General features: G+C 73.0%; 21 protein-coding genes. 1 reads left to right on the top strand and 20 read right to left on the bottom strand.

The window, feature by feature from the left end; all coding sequences use genetic code 11:
- Positions 1–330 precede the first annotated feature (330 nt).
- The 5 genes from ACF062_RS07420 to ACF062_RS07400 form a co-directional block, all read right to left on the bottom strand.
- Positions 331–2,022: an AMP-binding protein gene (locus ACF062_RS07420; protein WP_392136832.1), complete on the bottom strand. Its 1,692-nt coding sequence runs from the start codon at positions 2,020–2,022 to the stop codon at positions 331–333.
- Positions 2,019–3,896, bottom strand: a complete 1,878-nt coding sequence (locus tag ACF062_RS07415; RefSeq protein WP_392136831.1) for an FAD/NAD(P)-binding protein — start codon at positions 3,894–3,896, stop codon at positions 2,019–2,021. Before ACF062_RS07415 ends, ACF062_RS07420 begins: the two co-directional genes overlap by 4 nt.
- 7 nt (positions 3,897–3,903) lie before the next feature.
- Complete coding sequence (locus tag ACF062_RS07410) at positions 3,904–5,277, bottom strand: methylaspartate mutase (RefSeq protein ID WP_392136830.1); 1,374 nt, start codon at positions 5,275–5,277, stop codon at positions 3,904–3,906.
- The gene (locus ACF062_RS07405; protein ID WP_392136829.1) at positions 5,274–5,807 is read right to left on the bottom strand and encodes a cobalamin B12-binding domain-containing protein; all 534 of its coding nucleotides are present in this window, start codon (positions 5,805–5,807) and stop codon (positions 5,274–5,276) included. The genes ACF062_RS07410 and ACF062_RS07405 overlap by 4 nt, the downstream gene beginning before the upstream one ends.
- 79 nt (positions 5,808–5,886) lie before the next feature.
- A complete protein-coding gene (locus ACF062_RS07400; protein ID WP_392136828.1) occupies positions 5,887–6,294 on the bottom strand; it encodes a cupin domain-containing protein in 408 nt (135 codons plus the stop codon).
- 209 nt (positions 6,295–6,503) lie between these two features.
- Between ACF062_RS07400 and ACF062_RS07395 the strand changes: the two genes are divergently transcribed.
- Entirely contained in the window at positions 6,504–7,457 is a 954-nt protein-coding gene (locus ACF062_RS07395; RefSeq protein WP_392136827.1) for a LysR family transcriptional regulator, read from the top strand.
- A gap of 91 nt (positions 7,458–7,548) precedes the next feature.
- On the opposite strand, the gene ACF062_RS07390 is transcribed toward ACF062_RS07395, so the two are convergent.
- The 15 genes from ACF062_RS07390 to ACF062_RS07320 all read right to left on the bottom strand — a co-directional run bounded on the left by ACF062_RS07390 (position 7,549) and on the right by ACF062_RS07320 (position 22,260).
- Complete coding sequence (locus tag ACF062_RS07390) at positions 7,549–8,166, bottom strand: HPP family protein (RefSeq protein WP_392136826.1); 618 nt, start codon at positions 8,164–8,166, stop codon at positions 7,549–7,551.
- An 82-nt stretch (positions 8,167–8,248) separates the two neighbouring features.
- Positions 8,249–8,815: a flavin reductase family protein gene (locus tag ACF062_RS07385; RefSeq protein WP_392136825.1), complete on the bottom strand. Its 567-nt coding sequence runs from the start codon at positions 8,813–8,815 to the stop codon at positions 8,249–8,251.
- Positions 8,808–10,355, bottom strand: a complete 1,548-nt coding sequence (locus ACF062_RS07380; protein ID WP_392136824.1) for an amino acid adenylation domain-containing protein — start codon at positions 10,353–10,355, stop codon at positions 8,808–8,810. The genes ACF062_RS07385 and ACF062_RS07380 overlap by 8 nt, the downstream gene beginning before the upstream one ends.
- Entirely contained in the window at positions 10,352–11,395 is a 1,044-nt protein-coding gene (locus ACF062_RS07375; protein ID WP_392136823.1) for a hypothetical protein, read from the bottom strand. The genes ACF062_RS07380 and ACF062_RS07375 overlap by 4 nt, the downstream gene beginning before the upstream one ends.
- Positions 11,395–12,024 (bottom strand): 4'-phosphopantetheinyl transferase family protein, encoded by a 630-nt coding sequence (locus tag ACF062_RS07370; RefSeq protein ID WP_392136822.1) that lies wholly within the window; start codon positions 12,022–12,024, stop codon positions 11,395–11,397. Before ACF062_RS07370 ends, ACF062_RS07375 begins: the two co-directional genes overlap by 1 nt.
- A complete protein-coding gene (locus ACF062_RS07365) occupies positions 12,021–13,184 on the bottom strand; it encodes an acyl-CoA dehydrogenase family protein (protein WP_392136821.1) in 1,164 nt (387 codons plus the stop codon). Before ACF062_RS07365 ends, ACF062_RS07370 begins: the two co-directional genes overlap by 4 nt.
- On the bottom strand, positions 13,177–14,364 hold the full coding sequence (locus tag ACF062_RS07360) for an acyl-CoA dehydrogenase family protein (RefSeq protein WP_392136820.1): 1,188 nt from the start codon (positions 14,362–14,364) through the stop codon (positions 13,177–13,179). Before ACF062_RS07360 ends, ACF062_RS07365 begins: the two co-directional genes overlap by 8 nt.
- Positions 14,361–14,612, bottom strand: coding sequence for an acyl carrier protein (locus ACF062_RS07355; protein ID WP_392136819.1), 252 nt, complete (start codon positions 14,610–14,612; stop codon positions 14,361–14,363). The genes ACF062_RS07360 and ACF062_RS07355 overlap by 4 nt, the downstream gene beginning before the upstream one ends.
- On the bottom strand, positions 14,612–15,916 hold the full coding sequence (locus ACF062_RS07350; protein ID WP_392136818.1) for an alanine racemase: 1,305 nt from the start codon (positions 15,914–15,916) through the stop codon (positions 14,612–14,614). The genes ACF062_RS07355 and ACF062_RS07350 overlap by 1 nt, the downstream gene beginning before the upstream one ends.
- Positions 15,900–17,453: a class I adenylate-forming enzyme family protein gene (locus ACF062_RS07345; RefSeq protein ID WP_392136817.1), complete on the bottom strand. Its 1,554-nt coding sequence runs from the start codon at positions 17,451–17,453 to the stop codon at positions 15,900–15,902. The genes ACF062_RS07350 and ACF062_RS07345 overlap by 17 nt, the downstream gene beginning before the upstream one ends.
- On the bottom strand, positions 17,450–18,649 hold the full coding sequence (locus ACF062_RS07340; RefSeq protein WP_392136816.1) for a hypothetical protein: 1,200 nt from the start codon (positions 18,647–18,649) through the stop codon (positions 17,450–17,452). The genes ACF062_RS07345 and ACF062_RS07340 overlap by 4 nt, the downstream gene beginning before the upstream one ends.
- A complete protein-coding gene (locus tag ACF062_RS07335) occupies positions 18,639–18,911 on the bottom strand; it encodes an acyl carrier protein (protein ID WP_320589720.1) in 273 nt (90 codons plus the stop codon). Before ACF062_RS07335 ends, ACF062_RS07340 begins: the two co-directional genes overlap by 11 nt.
- A gap of 27 nt (positions 18,912–18,938) precedes the next feature.
- Positions 18,939–19,664, bottom strand: a complete 726-nt coding sequence (locus ACF062_RS07330) for an alpha/beta fold hydrolase (RefSeq protein WP_356578249.1) — start codon at positions 19,662–19,664, stop codon at positions 18,939–18,941.
- Positions 19,661–20,959: a hypothetical protein gene (locus ACF062_RS07325; protein WP_392136815.1), complete on the bottom strand. Its 1,299-nt coding sequence runs from the start codon at positions 20,957–20,959 to the stop codon at positions 19,661–19,663. Before ACF062_RS07325 ends, ACF062_RS07330 begins: the two co-directional genes overlap by 4 nt.
- The gene (locus tag ACF062_RS07320; protein ID WP_392136814.1) at positions 20,956–22,260 is read right to left on the bottom strand and encodes an acetyl-CoA carboxylase biotin carboxylase subunit family protein; all 1,305 of its coding nucleotides are present in this window, start codon (positions 22,258–22,260) and stop codon (positions 20,956–20,958) included. The genes ACF062_RS07325 and ACF062_RS07320 overlap by 4 nt, the downstream gene beginning before the upstream one ends.
- Between the last annotated feature and the right edge of the window lies 1 nt (position 22,261).

The following is a 22,261-nucleotide window of genomic DNA, read 5'->3' as shown; positions in this document are numbered from 1 at the left end:
AAACCGGTTGCGAGGCCGGAGAGAGCTCCCTGCCCTCATGACCTTCTGTCTGCCTCGTGAGTGCGGTGGAAACCACGAGATCCCCCTTCTGGCTCGGTGTACGGCATCGGGCTGAGCACCACAGTGGCCGCTGGACGACGCGCGGACGATGTGGCACCGGCACCCCGTTGGGGCGGTGACCGGTGGCTGCCGCACCGGGGCGCCCGCCGCCGGGGGGCGAATCGGATGCCGTACGGGGATCGGGGTGTGGGCCGCCCACCATGGGGGGGCGGCCCACACGTCCGGGGGCCCGGCCGCGGACATCGCGGCCGGGCCCCTGGGCGGCGGGCGTCAGACGAGCTCGGCGCGGACCTCCGGTCCGCCGAGCGTCCCGGACGCGCGCAGCGCGGCCCGCCGCACCTTGCCCGACACCGTCATCGGCAGCCGTGCGGCGATCTCGACGACCCTGACGGCCTGCTCCGGTGGCAGTTCGGTGGCCGCGAAGTCGAGCAGCGCCCCGGCCGCCCCGTCCCGGTCGAGCCAGTCGGGGGCGAGGACCACGAAGGCCTTCGGCACCCACAGGCCCACGGGGTCCGGCACCGGGACCACGGCGGCCTGCGCCACCGCGGGGTGCCGCAGCAACACGCGCTCCAGCTCCAGCGGGGAGATGCGGTGGTCGAACGACTTGAACATGTCGTCGTCCCGGCCCGCGTAGCGCAGCGCCCCGTCGACGCCCAGGGAGACCAGGTCTCCCGTGTGGTACCGGCCGTCCGCGAACGCCCGCGCGGTCTTCTCCTCGTCGTCGAGGTATCCGGTCATCAGGCCCATGGGCCGGTTGGTCAGTTCCAGGCAGAGCTCGCCGGTGGCGCCGGGCGCGGTGGGCAGGCCGGAGGCGGGGTCGACGACCACCACGTCGTATCCCGGCAGGACACTGCCCATCGTGCCGGGCGCGGTGCGGGCCCCGGATATGTGGCCGAGCTGCGCGGTGGTCTCGGTCTGGCCGTAGCCGTCCCGCACCTGGACGCCCCAGGCCCCCGCGACCCGGTCGACGAGGGACGCCTCCAGCGGCTCCCCGGCGCAGGTGGCCTCCCGCAGCACCGGCGGCACCGTGCCGAGGCCTTCGGCGAGCAGGCCGCGCCAGATGGTGGGCGGGGCGCAGAAGCTGGTGACGGAGCGGGTGCGCAGCGCGTCGAGGATGTCGGCGGCGGCGGGCCGCGGGTCGGTGAGCGCGACCACGGTGGCCTCCGCGTTCCACGGCACGAAGAAGGAGCTCCAGGCGTGCTTGGCCCAGCCCGGCGCGGAGATGTTCAGGTGGGTGTCGCCGGGGCGCAGTCCGTTCCAGAACATGCCGGACAGATGGCCCACCGGATAGCTGCTGTGGGTGTGCGCCACCATCTTGGGCCGTGAGGTGGTGCCCGAGGTGAAGTAGAGGAACAGCGGATCACTGGCGCGGGTGAGGACCTCCGGCACGAACCGCTCGCCGGACGCGGTCCACGAGTCCTCGTACGACAGCCAGCCCGGGACCCGCTCGCCTGTGGCGATGCGGGTCCAGTCGCCCGGCGTGCCGGCGAAGCGGCCGGTCAGTGAGGCGTCGGTGAGGACGTGCTTCACCTTGGCCCGCGACAGCCGGTCGGCGAGGTCGTCCGGTGTCGCGGTGGCGTAGGTGGGGACCACCACCGCGCCCAGCTTGATCGCCGCCAGCATGGTCTCCCACAGCGTCCGGCCGTTGTAGAGGGCGATCAGGATCCGGTCCCCGCGCCGCACGCCCAAGTGGCGCAGCCAGTGCGCGACTTGGTCGGAGCGGAGGAACAACTCGTCGTAGGAGATGAGCTCGTCGTCCGTCGTGCCGGGTCCGACGAGGTGCAGGGCCGTCTTCGCGTTGCCCTCGGCCAAGACGTCGAACCAGTCGAAGGCCCAGTTGAAGTGGGTGAGGCTGGGCCAGGAGAAGACGTTCCGCGCGCCGGTGAGGTCACCGTGGTGGTCGAGCAGGACATCGCGGGCGGCGCGGAAGGCCCGGCTCCCCTCGGGGCTGTGCACGCTCATGCCGCACGCCCCGCGACGAGCGTGGCCGGTTCGGCCCTGGCCGCGTCGCGGGCCGCGCGCAGCATGTCGAGGGCGATGGCGTCGGCGTCCTGCCGGAACAGGGTGTTCAGTCCCGGCTTGCCGCTGCCGACCTGGGTGAACCAGCGGGTGTGCTCGGTCGGGATGCCGAGGGCGTACAGGCCGTAGCGGACCGTCCCGTCGGCGGAGACGACGTGGAAAGGCGCCATGGTCACGTTCAGGCCTCCGGTGGCGCGGGTGCGGCCGGAGACCGGTTCCTCGTGGATGAACTCGCTCACCAGGCCCTCGGCCCTCAGGGACCGGGCCAGCGGGGAGACGTCGCGGTGCAGATTCGGGGTGGGGATACGGGCGTCGATGAGCGTCTCGGCGGCGCGGTCGGACCCGGCCACCTGGGGCGAGCCGATCCGGAAGCGACCCGTGGCCTCGTCCGCCGTGAACCGCGTGGCGGGCCCGGCCACCTCCACCACGCCGCTTTCGACGAGGGTGAGGAGCTGCTCCACCCGCTCGATGGGCGGGCCGGCCGAGAGCAGCGCGTTGACCGGCACGAAGTCGCGCTGGAACTCCTCCGCGTGCGAGTCGGGGTGGAGTCCGCCGAAGTCCACGGCTTCCCTGACGACGTTGCGGATGTCGCGCAGCACGTCGAGCGCCGCCTTGAGCGGGCCCGCTACGTTGCCCAGGGCGGCCTGCGCCAGGTCCTCACGCATGGTCTCCACGAGCCGATCGCGGAATGCCGCGGGAGAGTCGAACCGGGCGTCCTTGAAGGGGCGGGCCAGCGCGTGCAGGTCGAGTGGCGGCAGCGGTTGTGTGGCTCCCGACGCCCGGTGTGCGGAGCGGTACACATGGTCGAGGTCCTTCAGGAGCAGGGGCAGTACGTCCTCGTCGAAGCGCAGCCTGTCGCTGCCGGTGGCCGAGTACCGGCGCTTCCGGGCCGCGGCGACGGCCTCCTTGGTGAGGAAGCGCGGCCGGAAGGTGTGGTCGGGCTCCTTCTGGTTCCTGCCGCGGGCCGGGATCGGCAGGCCACTGCGCGAGCCGGTGACGATCCTGGGTTCGAGGCCGCTGGGCACGTAACGGAGCCGGCCGTCCCCGGCCTGCTCGAAGGTGCCGCCGCGGCCGACCGTGAGGGAGAGCATCACGTCGTAGAACGACAGGCCCATGCCCCGGATGCCGACGGTGCTGCCGGGGGCGATATCCCGCACGGAGAGCGGCATGTCCGCCGCGGAGTCGCCGCACAGGTACGTGATGCCGGGGTGGCGTTCCGCGAAGTCGAGGAGCTCGGCCTCGTGCGGGTCCGGGGCGTTCCTGGGGTGTCCGGTGGCGAGGAGGACCTTGTCGGCGTCGATCAGGTAGGGCGGGCAGTCGAGTTCGAGGGCGTAGCCGCCGCGTGAGGCGGCGACGACGGAGGTGACCGAGCCGCGGGTCTCGGTCACTTCGACGTTCGTCGGTAGGTGGTCGAGGATCGTCCGGTAGACGGAGCGCAGGTACTGGCCGTACCGGCGCCGGGAGGCGTAGTCGTCGGCGTCCAGCGCGGGTTCGCCGTGGGTGGCGGCGCGCCGGGCGATCCACTGCCCGAGGGACGGTCCCGCGCCGGGCCGGACCGGGCCCCCGTCGGGGACGCCGGAGTACATCGTCACCTGGCCGACGACGGTGTTCATGGTGAACCACTCGTCCTGGTCGGTGCGCCAGACGCGTCCGGCGCCCGGCTCGGTCGCGTCGATGACATGGATACGTACGGTGTGGTCGGCGAGTTCGCCCTCCGCCAGCCGGACGGCGAGCCGCTCCAGTACGGAGATGCCGCGCGGGCCGGTGCCGATGACCGCGATGGTGAGGGTGGGGCGTCTGCTGCTTTCTTCGGGCACGTTCGATTCAGTCCTTCAAGAGGGCGGTGGAGAGGAGGGCGGAGGGGCCGGCCGTCGGGAGTTCCTCCAACGCGGCGTCGTCGTACCGCCGTTGCACAAAACTGAGCATGTCCAGAAAGGCGTCGGCGCGCAGTTGACGCGCTCCGGCCGGGGCGGTCGTGGTGATCGGCATCGACCCGGCGGACTGCCATTGGAGGGTGCCGTCGCCGGCTATGTAGCTGCGGGAGCGCTGGGCGTTGTCGGCGTGCAGGCAGTAGGGCACGTCCAAGTAGCCCTTGGCGAAGGCCTTGAGGAGGGCCGTCCCGATGTCCGCGTCCAGGTTGAGGACGGCGTCGATGAGGGCGCGCGCCTCGGCGTAGACCGGGTTGTCGCCCGCGGGGTCCGCGGCGGCGGCGCCCAGGGCGTCCAGCGGCAGCCGAGCGGCCGACTCCGCCGCGCGTGCCGCTTCCTGGAGGGCCTGGATGTTGTCGGCCACGGTGGGGATGCGATGGGCCTCGGCGGGGGTCTTGACGATCATCCGCTCGGTGCCGGTCACCGCGGCGAGCACGGCGCTGTCCCGCAGCAGGGACAGCGCTCCGGCCGGTGTCCGGGGGAACACGCCCATGTAGGTGTAGAGCACGACGTGCCACTGCAGATCGCCGAGGAGTTCGCCCGCGAGACGGCGCATGGCCCCGATCGCGTCGACGTCCTGGGCGAAGCTGGTCCCCTGGGCGTAGCTCAACGACACGCTGCGCAGGCCGTGCTGCTTGAAGAACATCCCTTCCAGCACGGAGATGGCCACCAGCAGTCCGGGTGGGCACAGCTGGCCGAGCATGCAGCCGCCGAAGCTCTCCAGGTGGGCGCCGTCGACCTGCTCCGCGAGCAGCTCGCAGCTGTCCGCCCAGGCGGTCACGGCTTCGGCGAGCGGGGTGCGGCTGTAGGGCAGGCAGTACGAGACCGGGCCGCCCTCGGTCGCGTCGAGCCCCGCGTCCAGCAGGGCCTGCACGATGCCCAGCGGCAGCGGCGAACCGTGCCGGACCTGGATGGCGAAGTCGGCGCCGCCGCCCACCCGGGCGATCATGTCGCGGGTGACATCGGCGCCGTGCGCCACGATCGGGAAGCCGTTGAGGTCGCTCCCCTCGTCGAGGGCCTTGCGCGCCGACGCGTGGTCGCCGACCCGGGTGTAGCTGTCGAGCGTCACGGTGCCGACGGTGGTGGCGTCGGCCGCGGTCACCGCCCGCAGGCCGGTGAGCATGCCGGCCACGTCGGGGAAGCCCATGCGGGGCTGGACCACGAGCCGGCCGGCCGCCGCGGCGGCGGCCACCGCCGCCCCGAAGGGCGTGGTGGAGCGCCGCCGCACGGCGGCCGGGGCACCGGCCGCGAGCAACGTATTCGTCCTCATACGGTCTCTCCCGAAGCGACGAGAGCGGGGGTGCGGGTGGGGACGGGGGTGGGGCGCGGGGCGGGGTCGAGCCCCGGCCTGCCGGCCTCCGCGAGATACCTGCGGAACGGGGCGACGCCCGCGGTGTCCTCGAAGACCGCGTCGAAGCCCGCGGCGATCAACTCCGGTCCGTACGCGCGGTTCTCCGCGCCGCGGGTGCCGAGCTTGCCGCCGATGACGACGGGCAGCCCGCTCAGTCCGGGCTCGGCGCGCAGCCGGCCGATGAGCCGGCGGCCGTCCAGATGGCCGTGCCCGTTGACGCTGCTGATCACCACCATGTCGGGGGCGGTACGACGGCACTCCTCGATCAGCAGCTCATCGGGGACACAGGAGCCGAGATTGATCACTTCGTGTCCCAGCTCTTCCAGCATGAGCTGGAGGAAGACCAGATTCCACGTGTGGGAGTCCGAGGAGACGCTGGAGACCAGGACGCGCCGGCCGCTGTCCCGGACATCGGGCGGGGCGTCGCCTGTCGGTGCGGGCGAGTGCATGAACCTCTCTCATTCGACGAGCCGTTGTTCGGTGACGGTGGCCTGGCGGCTGGGCGCCGGCCTGGTGAAAGCCGGTCGCTCAGACGGAGGCGACCGCGCGGATCGGGCCCTGCGGCACCCGCGCCCGCGCCGGGCGGGTGCGGACGGCGAGGACGGTGCAGCCGGCGGCGCTGGACATCTGGTGCTGGGTGCCGGGGCCCTCGACGACCAGGTCGCCCTTGACGTACGAGGCGCCGTCGCTGTGGTCCAGCTGACCGTCGAGGACGAGCATCAGCTCATACCCGAGGTGCTCGTGGAAGTCGCCGTGGGCCGTCGGCGGGAAGCGGAGGAGCAGGCCGACCGAGTCCTCACCGCTCTCGGTGTCCGGCGCCCACAGCACGTGGTGCTCGACGCCGGCCCGCCCGGGTTCCTGCCAGGACGTCCACTCGATGTCGGTCAGCTCGAACCCGCTGCGGAAGACGTTCTTGATGTACTCGATCTCGGACATGTTCCTGCTTTCCTTTTCGGTTGCGACGGGAATCGCTTCTCGAAAAGAAATCTATCCGGGGCGGAAGGTCACACAACGGGCCGGTGTTCGATGGGGGGCAACGGAAGAACCGCACGCCCTGAAGTTGACTAAGTCATCCGGCAGCCGGTGACGCGGGCATCCGTGACCCAGCAGAATGGGCGGATATATCAATGGCCGGAGGGGCGACCATGGAAATTACGCTGTACCAGGTGAGAACTTTCCTGGAGGTGGTGCGCACCGGCAGCATCACGCGGGCCGGACGCAATCTGGGTTACTCGCAGTCGACCGCGGCGGCCCATATACGGGCGCTGGAATCACAGGTCGGCACCTCACTTTTCCAACGCCTCTACCACGGGGTGCGCCCCACGCCGGACGGCGAGACCTTCCACGGCTACGCGGTGCGGCTGCTCGGCCTGGTCGACGAGTTGACCACGTCGCTGGCCGACGGCCGCGAGGTCAGCGGGCGGGTGTCCGTGGGCGCCTCCCCGCTCTCCGTCGACCAGGAGCTGACCCGGCTCGTCTGGGAATGCAGATACCGCTATCCGAAGCTGGAGCTCGCGCCGGCGGGAATGGATTCGCAGCGCATCACGGAAGAGATATCCGCCGGACGTCTTGACATGGGGCTGATTCTTGAGCCGCCGAACCGCGGCGCGAATGTACCGGCCGGTCTGCACATCGAGGACCTGCGCTCCGTGGATGTGGTGGCGGTGGCCGGACGAGAACTCATCGGACTGCTCGAAGAGACTTCTGAAGGAAACGCGGAAAATTCGCTCACCGAGTGGCAGGTAAAGGCCCGGCACAGCACTGTTCGGCTGCTGCACGTGGATTCCGACGACAGCTCTCTCGAAAAATTCAGGTCAGCCATCGAAGGCACCTACTCGCTGGGTACGGAATTCATGTCGATAGCGTCCGTGCAGGGTGCGCTCGAACTCCTCAGGAACGGCCCGTGCATCGCGGTCCTGCCACGGGAGTCGGCGGCCCGGGAGATCGAGAACGGCGAGGTGGGCGTGGTCGAGGGCGTGCCCGGTGAACGCCACGTCGTGCGCATGGTCTGGAACCAGCAGACCTGGCTCCCGCCGGCTCTCGCGGCCACCCTCGAACTGGCCCGGCGGATCGGCCCACCGGCTGTCACCGTTGCCTGATCCATCGCCTGACCGATCGTCCGGTCATACACCGAATCCCGCACCGCGAGCGACGCGGTGCGGGATTCGGTGTATGACCGGACGGCCTGGACTACCACCAGTAGGACGGGTAGGAGGGGGCGGCCCGGTTCAGGCCCGCCGCCATGCCGATGACGACCAGCACGACGGCCGCCAGGGCCAGCAGCGACAGGAAGGGCAGCACCGCCGGCTCCGTCAGGACGACGATCACCGCGGTGGCCGCGGCGGGTGAGTGCGGGGTACGCGCCACCACCATCACGCCGAGCGCGAGTCCCCCCGCCACCGCGGCGGCGGCCATCGAGCCACCGCCCACGGCGAGTACGACGAAACCGGTGCCTGCGGAGAGCAGTTGCCCTCCCACGACGCTGCGCGGCTGCGACAGCGGGAGCGCCGGGGCGCCGAAGATCAGCGCGGCGCTGGCGGCCAGCGGCGGCACGAGCAGCACCTGATGCGCCAGGGCACCGAGACCCACCAGGGCCAGCAGGGCGGCCACGGCGCACAGGGTGGCGGGGATCAGCCCCTTCCACGCCGGCCTCGGGGGCGCCTTGCTGGTCAGGATCCTGAGCAGCGGGCGATCCGCTCGGGAGGACGTGTCGACGTCCCGCGTCTCGGTCACGGTCGGGGTCGGGGACGGGGACGGGGTCGGGGACGGGGACGGGGTCGGGGACGGGGTCGGGGTCTCTGTTGCCATGCGCATGACGCTAAATTCCGCCGGGGCGGCGACAGAAGGCGCGCTGTGTCACTTAGTCAGGTCCGCTTCTCAGATCCGCTTCTCAGGTCCGCTTCTCAGATCCACTCGCCAGATCCACGGGCCGTAGCGCGCGCAGCTCGTTGCCGTAGTACACGGCCGGGTCCGCCTCGCCCGCCTGCGCCCACGTGACCGTGCCGACCACGAGCGTGTGGTCGAACAGGGGCACCAGCTCGTGGACCTCGCACACCATCGCCGCGGCGGACCGGCTGAGGACGGGGACCTGGTGCATGAGGTCCCAGCCGACCCCGGCGAACCGTTCGGCCGCCGTACCGGTGGCGAACTTCCGGGTGAGCGCGCGGTCGGACCAGGTCAGCACGTTCACGGCGAAGGAGCCCGCCGCCCGGATCCGCTCCAGGGTGGCGCTCCGGCCGCCCAGGGAGACCAGGAGGCTCGGCGGCTCCAGGGAGAGCGACATGACCGCGTTGGCCGTGCAGCCGACCGGGCCTTCGGGCCCGCTCGCGGTGATGACGGTGACTCCGGTGGGCAGTCTGGAGACGGCGGCGCGGTAGCCGTCCGCGGTGACCGCGGGCGAGGCGTCGTCCAGGAGCGCGAGCGGCGGGCTGCCGGGGACCAGCGTGGGTTCAGCCATGACGGGCCTTCAGGCTCGCGGCCAGGACCTTCCGGTCGATCTTGCCGTTGTCGTTGAGCGGCAGCTCGGCGAAGACCGCGATGCCGCGCGGCACCATGTACGCGGGCAGCCGCGCCCGCAGCGCGCGGGCCAGGTCGTCCGGGTCCGGACCGCTCCCCGTGCAGACCGCCTCCAGTACGGTCTCGCCGCCGTGTCCCGCGACCGCGACGACGACCGCGTCACCCACTCCTGGCTGTGCGCGCAACACGGCCTCGATCTCGCCGAGTTCCACCCGGTAGCCGCGCACCTTGACCTGCTGGTCGAGCCGGCCGAGGTGGACGAGCCCGGTTTCGGGGCCGGCACGGCGGACTCGGTCCCCGGTGCGGTACCAGTGCTCGTCGGTCAGCGGCCCGTCGCCCTCGTAGCTCTCCGCGGCCGTCGACCCGCCCTCGGCGTACCGCACGAACCGGCCCGCGTTGTCGGCCGGGTCGAGGTAGCCGGGAAACCGCTGGGCGCCGCGCACGACCAGCTCGCCCTGGTCGGCGGGCCGGCCCCGCTCGTCCAGGATCCGGTGTTCGAGCCCCGGATAGAGCTGCCCGACGGGAACGGTGCCGTTGCCGGTCTCCGGCCACGCGTCGGGGTCGGCCGGAAGCCTGAACTGGGCGCAGCTGATGGTGAGCTCGGTCGGCCCGTACAGGTTCTCCAGCGTGCTGTTCGGCGCCGCGCCGGCCCAGGCACGTGCCTGCTGCACGGTCAGTGGCTCACCGCAGAAGAGGCTCCAGCGCAAGGAGGGCATCCGGTCGGGGCCCAGGGAGCGCATACGGCTCGCGTAGGAGACCATCGACGGTACGGAGAACCAGTGGGTCAGCTCCTGCCGGGCGGCCCAACGCACGGGCGCCATCAGGTCCCCCCGGTCCGGCACCACCAGAGTGCCGCCGCCGCCCCAGGCGGTGAACATGTCGAAGACCGAGAGGTCGAAGGTCAGATCGAAGGTCTGTGAGACACGGCTGCCCGGCCGCACCTCGTACCGCTCCACGACGTGCGAGAGATACGCGCACACCTCGCGGTGCCGGATCGGCACGCCCTTCGGCCTGCCCGTCGAGCCGGAGGTGAACAGCACGTACGCGATGCCGTCCGGGGTGGCGCGGTATGGGGAAAGCTCCGGCAACGCACGGGCGTGCGGCGCCGTCAGGTCCGGTACGAGGACGGGAACGGAGAGGCCGGCCGCGCTCCCCCGCTCCTCGGCGAGGACGAGGCCGAGGCGGCCCGCCGTCACCACGGCCTCGGTACGGGCCGCCGGGAAGGCGGGGTTGAGCGGCACGACGGTGGCGCCGAGGCGCTGCACCGCCAGGTACCCGGCGTAGGCCGTGGCGCTGCGCTCGGCGAGCAGCCCGACCCGGTCGGGCACACCGCCGTGGGCCGCGACCAGCTCGGCGGCGAGGCGCTCGGCCAGCGCGTCCAGTTGCCCGTAGGTCAGGCGGTCCGTGCCCACCTCGAGGGCGGGTTCGTGCGGGTGCGCGGCGACCGACGCCGCGAACCACTCGTACAGGGTCTCCTTCACTGCTGTCCTTCCAGGGTGTGCGGGGGCGCCGGGAGCGCTGGGAATGCGGGGGTGTGCAGGTCGTCCGGGAGCGGCCGGAGCGCGTCGAGCAGCCTGTCGAAGGCCGCGCCCACAAGCCCCGCACGCGGGCGTCCGCGCTCGGCGGACTGGGCCGCGAAGCGCAGGGCGCGCGGCAGTTCGGCCCAGAGGGCGGTCAGCGTGTCCACGTCCGCGCGGCTCATGGCGCCGGACTCGGCGAGCACGGTCAGGCGGTGGGCGTGGTGACAGCCCGCCGCCCACAGGTCGTCGGCGTACCGGCCGGGCGCCGTCGGTTCGGCGACGAGCACGTCGCGTACGTACGAGAGGACGTCGGGCAGACCGAACAGCCAGCTCCCCTCGTCGGGCGCGGTGGCCCCGGTGCCGAGAACGGTGGCTTCCGGGGCGTCGGGGGCCGGACAGGTCCCGTCCGCCGCCGGCTCCCGCTCCAGCCACCGGAAGTGGCCGGGGCCGGGCACCGGGGCGGCGCTGCCCAGGGCGAGCCTGTCCCGCAGCGCGACCTCCGGCGCCGGGTCGGGCACCGGTGTGAGGGCCAGGGTCAGTTCGTCTCCGTCCAGCCAGCCCAGGTAGGGCTCCTGCGGGCCGTGCGGTGTGAGGGCGGTGAAGTGGTCGGCGACCAGCCAGCACCCGTCGCGGTGGTCGTGCAGGAGCAGCCAGTGCGGCGCGTCGGCGCGGCCGTACCCCGGCGACCAGGGCAGGTGGCGGGTGTTGCCGACGGCGAGAACCCGGCCGCGCAGGGCGAGTTCGCGGGCGAGCCCGGCATGGGCCCGCTGCCGGTCGGCGGCGCTCCGGTAGGCGAGCGGGCCGAGGCCCGTCGCCGTGTCGACCCGGGTGTGGTGGGAGAAGGCCAGCCGGCCCGGTGGCAGGCCGGTGCGGACGGCGAGTCGTACGGATGCGGCGAAGTGCCGTCCGGCGTCGGGCAGGTCCGCGGACAGGTAGGCGACCAGGTTCGTGGTGTAGCAGCTCAGGCGCGGTGGCGAGGCCGTGAGGGTCGTCGTCGTCATCATCGCTCCAGGTCCGTGAAGGCACAGCTCAGAGGGATCGGCGAGCGGCGCAGGCTCACCCAGCGGTAGGGGCCCCAGTGGCCCCTGTCGCGGCCCGGTTCCACGTCGATCGTCCAGGGGCTGCCGGCGAGCCCGGTGCCCTCCGCCTTCACGCAGGCCTCCTGCACGGTCCACACGCGGGCGAACTCGGTGGACCTGTCGGGTTCCGGCAGGGCGGACACCTGGGGGGCGCGGCCCCGCAGACACCGGCGCACCAATGCGTCCGAGAGCGGCTCGGGCGGCAGTTGGACGTCGACGCCGACACGCCGCCCCGGCCCCACGGCGGCGGCGATGGTGCCGCCGTCGTGGGAGACGCTGATCCCGACGCCGGGGTGCCCGTCGAGGATCGGCCGGCCGCGCCGGTCCTTGCGCACCGCCGCGCCGACGAGGTCGGCGCGCACCTGGCGCAGCAGGCGGCGCAGCACCGCCCGGCTCGCGGTGAACTCCTCGGCGCGCCAGCGGGGCAGCCCGCGCGCCTGCCGCAGGTCGTCCTCGGTGGGCGCGGCCCCGGCGGGAAGGTCGTCCTGCGGGCCGCTGAGCACCCAGGTCCGGTCGGCCACCTCCACGGCCCGCCAGGCGGTGGCGGTCATGCGCGCAGCCTCTCCAGGAGCGGTTCCGCGCCGTCGGCGACGTTGCCGAGCAGCAGTCCGGTGGCCCCGCCGCCGATGCCGAGGACGGCGGCCTCGGCCCGGATCTGCTGCGCGCGGCCGCGCAGGAACCCGTCCGCTCCCTGGAGCTGCGCACAGCAGGCGAGCACCTCGTCCGCGGCCAGGCCCACGGCGGACTTCAGGAGGGCCGCGGCCGCCAGATCCTGCTCCTCGACGATGCGTCGCGCATGCGTCTCGTACAGGGCGCGAAGGCCGGAGACCTTGACGAGGCAGGCCGCGAAGTCGCGGCGCACCACGTCGTTGTGCCACAGGGGTACGCCGTCGACGCTGCGCCCTTGGAGTACGTCGAGTGTCTGGGCGAGGACTCTGCCGGTGAGCGCGACGGCCCACTGCGCGCCGGCGAGCCGCTCGGTGCCCATGTGCCGGGCGAAGGCGGCCATCCCGCGCCCCTGCCTGCCGATGACGTGGTCGGCGGGGAGCCGGACGGAGTCGAACCGGATGTGGCCGGTGGCCGATCCGGGCAGCAGGTCCGTCGCCGCGTCCACGATCTCGACGCCGGGCGCGTCCGCGGGGACGAGCACCCAGGTGAAGCTGGTGAAGTGGCGGCCCGGCCGGTGCCTGGCGAGGACCAGGAGATGGCCGGCCACGCAGGCGCCGGTGGCCCACCGCTTGCCGCCGGTAAGTGTCAACTCACCGCCGCTCGCGCTTACTTCGGTGCCGAGTCCGGCCAGGTCCGAGCCGGGGGCCGCGGCGTCCGTGGCGGCGAGGGCCACGGTCGTCGCCCCGCGCAGCGTCTCCTCGTACACCCGTGCCGCGGGCGATCCCGCCGGGGCGGACCCCAGTAGGGGCACCGCGCTCGCCGTCTGCACCAGCACGCCGAGCGTGACGCCGTTGTCGCCCCGGGCATCCGTGGCGGCCAGCAGCGCCCCTAGCCGTCCCGGGTCGGCGACGGGTCCGTCACGGCCCGTGCGTCGGTAGACCCCGGCGAGGATTCCGGCGGCGCCGAGCGCACCGCACACCCGCGGGAGCGTGGCGTCCCCGGACAGCGGTTCCAGGGCCCGCCCGACCGCCGCCCGGAAGCCGTCACGGAGAGACGGGTGGATGCCGTCGCGGAGAGACGGGTCGGTTCCGTCGTCAGACAAAGCGCACCTCCGGATCGAGGAGTGCGAGCCTGCCGTCCGCCAGGTGCAGGCGGTCGTTGCTGTAGTTCAGTGCGGCCGAGCGCAGATCGCGCAGCGCCTGCTCCAGGCGGGTCGGCGAGTTCTTGAGGTAGCCGTGACGCATGCCGGCCGCGGTCACCAGCTCGTCGACCGCGCTGTGGCACATCTCGGCCGCGGTGATCTTGAGGGCGTTGAGCTGGAGCTGCACACGGGGCACGCTCAGGTCCGGACTGTCCTGGACGGTCTGCCGCGTCCTGGTGAGCAGGGCGTGCACGGTGTCCAAGCGCTGGCGGACCTTCGACAGACGCGTGAGCAGCAGCTCGGAGGACAGGTCCGTGCTTCCCCGGCCCTGCGGGGAGCGGAGCAGCTTCAGCACCCGCGAGAGCGCTCCGGCCGCCGTGCCCAGCCAACACGCCGACCAGCCCAGGTGCGCGAGCGGCCCGAACACGGTGGCGGCGACGGTGTGGAACTGCCCGTGCTCGCCGATGACGTGATGGGCCGGCACCGTGCCGGTCAGCTGGAGCGCTCCGCTGTGGCTGGCCCGCATGCCCAGGGGCTGCCACTCCCCGGAGGGCCGGATGTCGAGCTGTGCCCGGTCCGCGTAGACGAGGGAGACCTGGCCGGGCCCCGCGGCGCCGGGGGCGAGCATGGTGACCAGGAATCCGTCGGCGTGGCCGCCACCGGTGACGATGGGCGCGAAGCGGTCGATGACGAGCTCGTCGCCCGCGGTGGCGAGCGCCGCCCGCGAGGTGAGCAGGTGGCCGCCCTTGCCCGCCTCGGTGGTGACCGAGGCAAGGTACACCTGGCCGGCGGCGATCCGCGGCAGGAGTTCGGCGCGCAGCCGTGCGCTGCCGTGGCGGACCACGGCCTCGGTCTGCTGGCAGTGCATCGCGAAGATCATCGCTACGGACGTGTCGGCCCTGCCGAGCGTGATGCCCGCCTCGACCAGGTCGGCGACGGTGCCGCCGAGTCCGCCGTACTCCCGTGGCACCAGCAGGCCGAGCAGCCGGGTGCGGCGCAGTTCGGTGAGCGCTTCGGCGGGGAAGGACGCGTCCTGGTCCCTGCGCGCCGCGTGCTCGGCGGCGACGGCCGCCACGGCGGCGACCCGGTCGGCCCACCGCACGTCGGCGTCGACGGCCTCTTCGAGCTCGGTGAGCGTCACGCCGCCACGCCCTGGGCCGTCAGTGCCGCGTCGATCGCCTGCCACAGGCTGCCCGCCGTGGCGAACGTCGCGTCGTTCATGTCGTCGTCCGGGAGTGTCACCTCGAAGGTGTCCTCGATCGCGAAGAGCAGCTCGATGGCCTGCATCGAGTCGAGCCCGAGATCGCGCAGGGAGGAATCCGCGCCGATCTCGTGCTCGCCCAGGAACTTGAGGGAAGGGGTGAGCAGTTCAATGAAACGAGCGTCCATCAGTCCATGACTCCTTGCCTGATAAGGGTGGTACGGGATATCTCCGGGGGCGTCCCCGGGCGGTCGCTGTCGACCACGGCCTCCGCGGGCAGTGGATGCCCGAGGAAGGCGACGAGGCTCGCCGACAGGCCGTAGGCGCCGACGTTGGGCACGGCGACCAGGTCGTGCGGGCGCAGCGCGGGCAGCCGCGCGGCACGGGACCAGGTGTCGAGGGGGGTGCACAGGGGTCCCGCGACGAGAGCCGTCAACTCCTCTGCTTCCCGCGGCTCCTGGGCGGCGACCAGGGTCGGGTTGAGCGGGGGGAGCCGCCGCATCCCCGCCATGCCGCCCAGGTGGTTGATGCCGGATTCGAGGACCACGATGTCCTTGCCGTGCGAGCGCTTGACGTCGAGTACGGCCGTGAGCAGGGTGCCCGCGGTCCCGACGAGGTGGCGCCCGGACTCGAAGACGACCTCGGGGCCGCCGTCGCGCCAGCCGGGTATCTCCTCGTCGAACAGTGCCTCCAGGCGGGGCCGCAGGGCCCGCAGGTCGGGGGCGTGGCCGGCGCGGGCGAAGGGCGCGCCGAAGCCGCCGCCGAGGTCGAGCACCTCGCAGCGCACCCCGTGCGCGGACAGGGTGGCGTCGAGAGTCCGCGCGGTGCGCAGGGCGCGGGCGAACTGCGCCTCCAGGGCGTCGACTTCGCCGAGGTTGCTGCCCATGTACAGGTGCAGGCCGACGACGCGGGCGTGCGGCCGGTTCGCGAACCGGGCGGGTTCGGCGAGGACCCAGCCGGCGTCCGCACCGAACTGCGAGGCCACCCCGGTCATCGCGAGGCCCTGCCCCGGCACCGGCTCGTCGTCGTTGATCCGCAGCAGACAGCGGGCGGGGGCCCCGGACTCCTCCGCCAGGCGGCTCAGTTGCTCGATGGCGTGCGGCGAGTCGACGGAGAAGAACCGTACGCCGCGCTCCAGCGCGTCGGTGATCTCCGCGTCACGCTTTCCGGGGCCTGTGTACAGCACCGTGTCGGCGGCCCAGCCCGCCTCCAGCGCGGCGGTGAGTTCGCCGGTGGAGCACACCTCGGGCCTGGCGCCGCCTTCGCGCAGGGTGCGCAGCAGCGCGGGGTGCGGGTTGGCCTTCAGCGAGTAGTACAGGCCGGCCCGCTCGGGCAGGGAGGCCCGCAACCGCGCCTGGTTGCGGCGGACTTCGGCGAGGTCGTAGACGTAGGCGGGGGTCGGTACGTCCGCGAGGTCCTCCAGCGGGACGGGCAGCAAGGCCGCGCCCTCCTGAGGGGCGGGCCGGGACGCGGCGTCAGCGGGTGTGGACACGGCTGGCCCCTTCCTCCAGGGCGACGAGCGCCTTGCGGTCGGTCTTGCCGTTGCCGGTCAGCGGCAGGGCGTCGATGACCAGGCAGCCGCGCGGAATCTTGAACTCCTCGATCTGCTCCCGCATGCGCAGCAGCACATCGGCTCCGGTGAGCTCGCCGGTGACCTGTACGAAGAGCCGGGCGGCCCGGTCGCCCTCCGGGGCGAGCACGGCCGCGGCCTCCACTCCGGGCACGCGGCGCGCGGCCGCCTCCACCTCGGTGGCGCTCACCCGGAAGCCGTTCGTCTTGTAGAGGTCGTCGCGGCGTCCGCTGAAGTACAGGAAGCCGTCCTCGTCGAGCCAGCCGTAGTCGCCCGTGCGCAGCTCGGGGAAGAGGCCTTCCGCACGGTGGAACCGCTGGGCGGTCAGTTCGGGGCGGCGCCAGTACCCGGCCATGACATGAGGGCCTCGTACGGTGATCTCCCCGATCTCGCCGGGCGGCAGGCGACGGCCGGCGTCGTCGACGACGAACACCTCGGTGCCGGGCAGCGCCCGGCCGCTCGCACCGGGCCGTACGAGGTCCTCGTCCGCGGGCATGATGGTGGCGCGCTTGCACTCGGTGAGGCCGAACATCAGATGCACCCGGAGCCCGGGGACGGCCTCGCGCAGCGCGGTGAGGGCCTGCTGCGGCATCGCGGCGCCGGTGTTCGTCAGCATCCGCAGCCGGGGGGTGCGGTCGGCGCCGGCCCGGCGCAGCAGCCGGGCCAGGGCGTCGGCGACGGCGGGGACGGCGGGCAGGACGGTCGCCCCGGCGCGCAGCAGGTTCGTCAGGAGCCGCGGCCCGACCTCGGCCGGCCGGCCGAGCCAGAGGTGCGCGCCGCTGCTCGTGGCGAGGAAGAGCTGGTAGAGGCCGTAATCGAAGGACTGCGGCAGCGGGCTGTAGATCACGTCGTCGGACCGGTAGCCGAGCACCCGCTGTATCGCCCGTACCGCGAACACCGCCTGCTGGTGGGTGCTGACCACGGCCTTCGGAAGCGCCGTGGTGCCGGAGGTGTAGATCAGGCAGAACGGGTCGACCGGCAGCGGCGCGGCCGGCAGCGGGCCGAGCGGTGCCTTCGCGTCGAAGGCCCGGCGGGCGACGTCCTCGGCGTGGTGCGCGCGCACGCCCCGGAGTGTGGCGGCGGCCAGCGACTCGCTGTGGTCGCTCACCAGGAGCGCGGGCTCGCAGTCGCCGAGGACGTGGTCGAGGGCCGCGCCGCGCACCTGTTCGTGCAGCAGTGAGAAGGCGACACCCGCCCGGGAGGCGGCGTACACGAGGACGGACTGCAGCACTCCGGGGCCGCCGGCGATGATCAGGCGCTCGCCCCTGCGCAGCCCCAACTCGTTCATCCAGACGGCGAGTCGGCGGCTGGCGGCGTCCAGTTCGGAGTAGCTGACGTGGTGCTCGCCGCTGGTGACGGCGGGGGCTTCGGGGTGCAGCCGGGCCGCGGTGTCGAGCAGTTCGTGCATGGTGGTGGCGCTCGGCGGGGCCGCCTGTGCGGTGGACGTCGGGAAGTTCATCGGCCCTCTCCGTCAAGGGCGAGCGCACGGGGTGCGCCGCCATCGTTCGATCGTTGGACGACGCGGCAGACGGCGTCGACATGGTGCAGGTTCTCGGGGGCCAGGTCGTCGGCGGCGAACTCGATGCCCAGTTCGCTCTCCAGCCGCTCGACGATCTCCACGACCCGGAAGGAGCTGAAGGACGGCACGGAGTCGAAGGCCGCGCCGGCGAGCAGGGTGGCCTCGTCGGTGCCGAGCACCCGGGCGGCCGTGGCGGCGACCGCACGCCGCAGCCCCTCCGGTACGCCGGGGGGCCGCGGCTCCGTCTTCCGGGCAGCGGAGGCGGCCGACGCGGGCTCCGCGCCGTGCCCGAAGAGCCGCGGGTCGGCGTGGAGGAGCGCGGCGAGCCGGTCGGTGAGGCCCTGGGGTTCCGGACGGCCGCGCTCCACCCGGCGGTGTGCGAGGTAGACCTGCTCGGTCAGCTTCTTCCAGGCCGTGAGATGCGCCTGGAGCGCGTCGCCGTCCGGGAGCCGCCCGGTGTGGCACAGGTAGGCGGCGTGCAGTTCGCGGGCCCTGGCGAGCAGCCAGGTCTCCAGGGTCAGCCGCGTCAACGCGGCCGCGCGGTCGGGGTGTTGCCGGTAGGCGTCGGCGTAGGCGTCCACCGCGGACGGGTCCGCGAAGTCCGTCTCGGGCTCGGCCGCGGCGGGCGGGCCGCCGTGCCCGGCTCCCGGCTGTGCTGCCCTGAGCCGCACCGCCAGCGCGGGGCCGGGGACGGCGGCGGCGAACTCCTGCCGGGTCAGCGTCCACCGGCCCGGTCTCGCGATGCCCCAGGGCGTCTCGTTGTGGTAGCTGTCGCGGATGAGCACGCCGTCCGTACCGTCGTTCTCCAGCAGGAAGCTGTGCTCCATGTGGCGTTGCCGGTGGTACGGCAACCAGGGCAGGTGGAAGGCGTCGGCGACGACATAGCAGCCGTCGGCGGGGGTGAGGTCCGCCGCCGAGGCGGCGGTGTGCGGCTCGCCCGCCACGAGTCCGAGGCGCCGGGTGGCCTCCGTCAGCTGCGCGCGTACGCCGCGCTCCACCGTGGGAAGCCCGAGGGGCCCCGGCGCGGGCCTGAACCGCAGCCCGGCGCCGAGCAGGAGATGGGTGCCGGCACCGTGCAGCCGGTCGGCGTGCGCCGCCAGGTTGACCTGGAGGCAGTCGAAGAGCTCAGCGTCCATCGGGGGCCCCGGTCAGCACGATGTCGATGAGATCCCGCACCGTCTCGAACCAGCGCCCGACGAGCACGTCGTCGGTGAACTGGACCCCCAACTCGTCCTCCAACTCGACGAGAACACTCAGTACCGCGAGGGAGTTGAGCTGAAGCACCTCACCGACCAGGGGTTCGTCCTCACGGATGTGGCCGACGTCGGCCGGGATCCGCTGGGCCAGGATCCGTCGCACGCACGCGGCGACGGAGTCACGCGTCAGTAGGGCGCTCATCGTGTTCCTTCTGGGTCTGGGTGGTGTTCACAAAGGGCGGGCGTCGGACACGCCGACGGAGGCGTCGATGAAGGTGTCGAGGTGGCGGAGGACCGTGCTCGTGTGCCCGGTGCCGAAGGTCTCGAAGTGGCCGCAGTCCAGCTCGGTCACGGCCAGCCGGGACGCCCGCCGCCGCCAGTCGGCGATCTGCCGCTCCCGCTCCGCGCCCGCGCAGGACATGAGCAGCACCGCTCCGGTGTGCCGGCTCGTCACGTGGTGTACGGCGCAGGCGTCGAGGTGGGCGGCGGCGGTGCGGCCCGCCGCCTCGGCGGCCTCGGGGCCCATCGGCACCAGTCCCCCGCGCCGGATGTCCGCGAGGAGTCCCTCGCGCGGTTTCCCGTACGCGGACCAGGGTTCGGCGAAGCTGTCGATCATGACGACCGCGGGGGCGGCTCCTTCCGCGGCGAGCCGGGCCCCGGTCTCCCAGGCGAGCAGCCCGCCGAGCGACCAGCCGACCAGCAGGTTCGGGCGCTCCGGCAGGTCGCGGATGAGCCCCAGGTAGCGCTCGACCATGGCGTCGACCGTGCGGTCCGGTTCCTCGCCCGGTACGAGTCCCACGGCACGCACCCCGTGGACGGGGCCGCGCCGGGCCAGCCGGGAGAGCAGCGTCACGTACTGGCCGAGGCCGCCGCCGGCCGGGTGGAACACCACGGTGTTCAGCGCTCCGGGTCGCCGGCCGAAGGGGGTGAGCACCGGCTGTGCCAGGGCCGTCATGCGGCGCTCACCTCCTGCGCGGCCGGCGTCTTCGCCTGCCGCACGGGCACGGGGCGCGTCTTCAGGAAGACCTCGAGGGCGATCCCCGCGGCGACGGCGAGCGCCGCGTACAGCAGGCCGACGGTGGACAGCGCCAGGACGTCGAAGAGCGCTCCGGCGAGCAGGGTGCAGACGATCAGGAGGCCGGTGCCGAGGGCGTTGGTGAAGCTGGTCAGCGCCACCAGGTCGGTGGCCGGGCACTTCTGCACGACCTCTCCCTGCGCCGCCGTGAAGGCGAACTCGAAGAGGAAGAGGAAGCCGAAGTAGGCGGCGTACAGGCTCCACGGCTGCGCGGTGAGACAGACCAGGAACAGCACGGCGGCGGTCAGGCCGTTGAGCGCAAGCCCCTGGTAGGTGCGGGCCGTCGTGCGGCGCAGCACGACGGGGACGGTGACCGCGCCGAGGACGAGCGCGATACCCGCGACGATCTGCAGGTTCATCACGCCGCTCTCGCCCTGCCCGAGCACCCGTACCGGCACCACCGTGCGGGCCGCGCTGTGGAAGCCCTGGAACACCCCGACCGCGAGGACGAGATACACCACCGCGCGGATCAGCCCGCGCCGGCCGCTCAGGGCGGCCCGGACCTGGGCGGGCAGTCCGCGGCGCGTCGTGCCCTCGGCGCGGGGCACCGAGACGGCGGGCAGCCAGCGGTAGCAGCAGGCGGAGAGGGTGAAGGTGACCGCGTCGATGGCACCGGCGGTGACGACCGACACCTCGCCGACGAGGAGGCTGCCGAGGACACCGCCGGCCGCGCTCCCCAGGTAGTAGGAGTTGTTGAAGGTGTACGAGGCGAGCTTGAGGTCCGGCCCGTCGAAGAGCTGTCGTGCGTAGACCACGCGGGCCGTCTTGGTGATGCCTTCCAGGAGTCCGCGGACCAGGAAGCAGCCGAGCACGGCGACGATCAGGTCCGCGCCGAGGAAGACGCCGATGGCCAACGAGACCGCGGCGCCGCCCAGTTCGGCGTACACGACCGTGCGACGCAGCCGAGGCCCCTCGCACACTTTCCGGACGACGCCGACCAGCACGACCGGCAGGATCCACTGGAAGCCGAAGACGGCGGCCGCGCCGAGCCCGGAGCCGCCCTCGGTGAGCAGCCAGGAGGAGGCGGTGAGCAGCAGGAAGAACGTACCGGCGGAGCTGACGAGCATGGCCGCCCAGAGCACCAGGAACCGGCGTGAGGTGAAGAGCGCGCGCCGCGCGGCAGCGGCGTCCGGCGCGGTCTCGTCCGTCGCGCCCTCGGTGGGTCGTGCGCTCATGCGCGCGCCTCCAGCAGGCCGGGGGCCAACGGCACCATCGGGAAGCCGAGGAGTTCCGAGATCTCCTCGCGCAGCTCCGTGCAGGCCGCCTCGGCGCGCGCGGCGTCCTCGGCGACCACCCGGATCACGCCGTACGTGGTGGTGTTGCCCTCCATGCCGAGCAGGCGGGAGCCGGGGCCGATGCTGGTGGACCCGGAGTGCAGCCGGGGCCGGAACGCCTCGAACCAGTCGGCGGGCAGGTCGTCGCGGACGACGCAGTCCTCCTGGGCCGCCAGGAAGGTGTGGCTCGCGGCGGTCTCGACCGGGAAGGGTTCGGGCGACAGCGGCTCGCCGTCGTACAGGTCGACGAGGACTTCGAAGAGCCCGCGGCCGGTCGCCGCCCGGATGACCTCGGGCACGGTGCCGCCCGCTATCCGCGGGTTGACCTCCACCAGGCGGGGCCCGTCGGCGGTGCCGATCACCTCGACGTGGAAGAGGCCCAGGTCCAGGCCGAGCGCCCGGCACACGTCGACCGCGTAGGCGCCGAGTTCCCGCTCGGCGGCCGGTGGGAGGCCGCAGGGCACGGTGGAGCCGAGTTCGAGCACCGGGTTGCCGAGGCCCAGCTTGCGGCGCACGGTGACGAGCGGTGTGTAGGTGGTGCCGTCCGTGGCCACCTCGACCGAGTAGAGCGGTCCTACGGCCACCTCCTCCAGGATGTAGCGGTCGTCGAGGTCCACTGCGAACCCCTGCTCCAGGGAGTCGAGGCGGGCGCCGGCCTCCTGGAAGTGACGTTCGATGTCCTGGGGCGACCGGGCGAAGGTGGTGACGTTCTTCCCCACGCCGCAGACCGGCTTGACCACGACCGGATAGCCGATGTCCGCGGCCGCGGCGAGCGCCGCTCCGGCCTCGGTGACCTCGGCGTACCGCACGTTGGGCAGGCCGCGCTCGTCCACGATGCGGCGGCAGGCCGCCTTGTCCCGGGCGGCGGCCACACCGCGGAGCGACGGCCCCTGGGCACCGGTCAGCTCGGCGAGCCGCGCGGCCGTCCCGGCGAGCATGTGCAGGGTGGCGATCACCCCGTCGATCCCGTCCAGGTGCACACCGGCGGCGCGCAGGGCCCGCAGCGCGGCTCGCGGGTCATGGAGCTCCGTGACCTCGATGGCCCGGTGGGCGAGGTCGAGGGCCCGTTCGCGGCTGGCGGGGGTGTGCATGAAGTCGTACCGCGACGACCAAAGAAGCGTGACGCTGTCCCCCTTCTCCCTCGCGTACTCCATGGCCCGCAGGCCCAGGACGCTCGAATCCACAAAGACCAGATGCTGCACG

Origin of the sequence: Streptomyces sp. NPDC015345 (assembly GCF_043078805.1) — a bacterium.
Taxonomy (GTDB): domain Bacteria; phylum Actinomycetota; class Actinomycetes; order Streptomycetales; family Streptomycetaceae; genus Streptomyces.
Note: the sequence above shows the minus strand (reverse complement) of the source record. Positions and strands in the feature narration are given on the sequence as shown.

Coding starts and splice junctions, on each gene's coding strand:
- ACF062_RS07330 (WP_356578249.1), bottom strand. CDS start 19,664: ATGACGGCCCTGGCACAGCCGGTGCTCACCCCCTTCGGCCGGCGACCC.
- ACF062_RS07335 (WP_320589720.1), bottom strand. CDS start 18,911: ATGAGCGCCCTACTGACGCGTGACTCCGTCGCCGCGTGCGTGCGACGG.
- ACF062_RS07420 (WP_392136832.1), bottom strand. CDS start 2,022: ATGAGCGTGCACAGCCCCGAGGGGAGCCGGGCCTTCCGCGCCGCCCGC.
- ACF062_RS07410 (WP_392136830.1), bottom strand. CDS start 5,277: ATGAGGACGAATACGTTGCTCGCGGCCGGTGCCCCGGCCGCCGTGCGG.
- ACF062_RS07370 (WP_392136822.1), bottom strand. CDS start 12,024: ATGACCGCCACCGCCTGGCGGGCCGTGGAGGTGGCCGACCGGACCTGG.
- ACF062_RS07385 (WP_392136825.1), bottom strand. CDS start 8,815: ATGGCTGAACCCACGCTGGTCCCCGGCAGCCCGCCGCTCGCGCTCCTG.
- ACF062_RS07405 (WP_392136829.1), bottom strand. CDS start 5,807: ATGCACTCGCCCGCACCGACAGGCGACGCCCCGCCCGATGTCCGGGAC.
- ACF062_RS07375 (WP_392136823.1), bottom strand. CDS start 11,395: ATGACGACGACGACCCTCACGGCCTCGCCACCGCGCCTGAGCTGCTAC.
- ACF062_RS07340 (WP_392136816.1), bottom strand. CDS start 18,649: ATGGACGCTGAGCTCTTCGACTGCCTCCAGGTCAACCTGGCGGCGCAC.
- ACF062_RS07355 (WP_392136819.1), bottom strand. CDS start 14,612: ATGGACGCTCGTTTCATTGAACTGCTCACCCCTTCCCTCAAGTTCCTG.
- ACF062_RS07400 (WP_392136828.1), bottom strand. CDS start 6,294: ATGTCCGAGATCGAGTACATCAAGAACGTCTTCCGCAGCGGGTTCGAG.
- ACF062_RS07395 (WP_392136827.1), top strand. CDS start 6,504: ATGGAAATTACGCTGTACCAGGTGAGAACTTTCCTGGAGGTGGTGCGC.
- ACF062_RS07390 (WP_392136826.1), bottom strand. CDS start 8,166: ATGGCAACAGAGACCCCGACCCCGTCCCCGACCCCGTCCCCGTCCCCG.
- ACF062_RS07345 (WP_392136817.1), bottom strand. CDS start 17,453: ATGAACTTCCCGACGTCCACCGCACAGGCGGCCCCGCCGAGCGCCACC.
- ACF062_RS07325 (WP_392136815.1), bottom strand. CDS start 20,959: ATGAGCGCACGACCCACCGAGGGCGCGACGGACGAGACCGCGCCGGAC.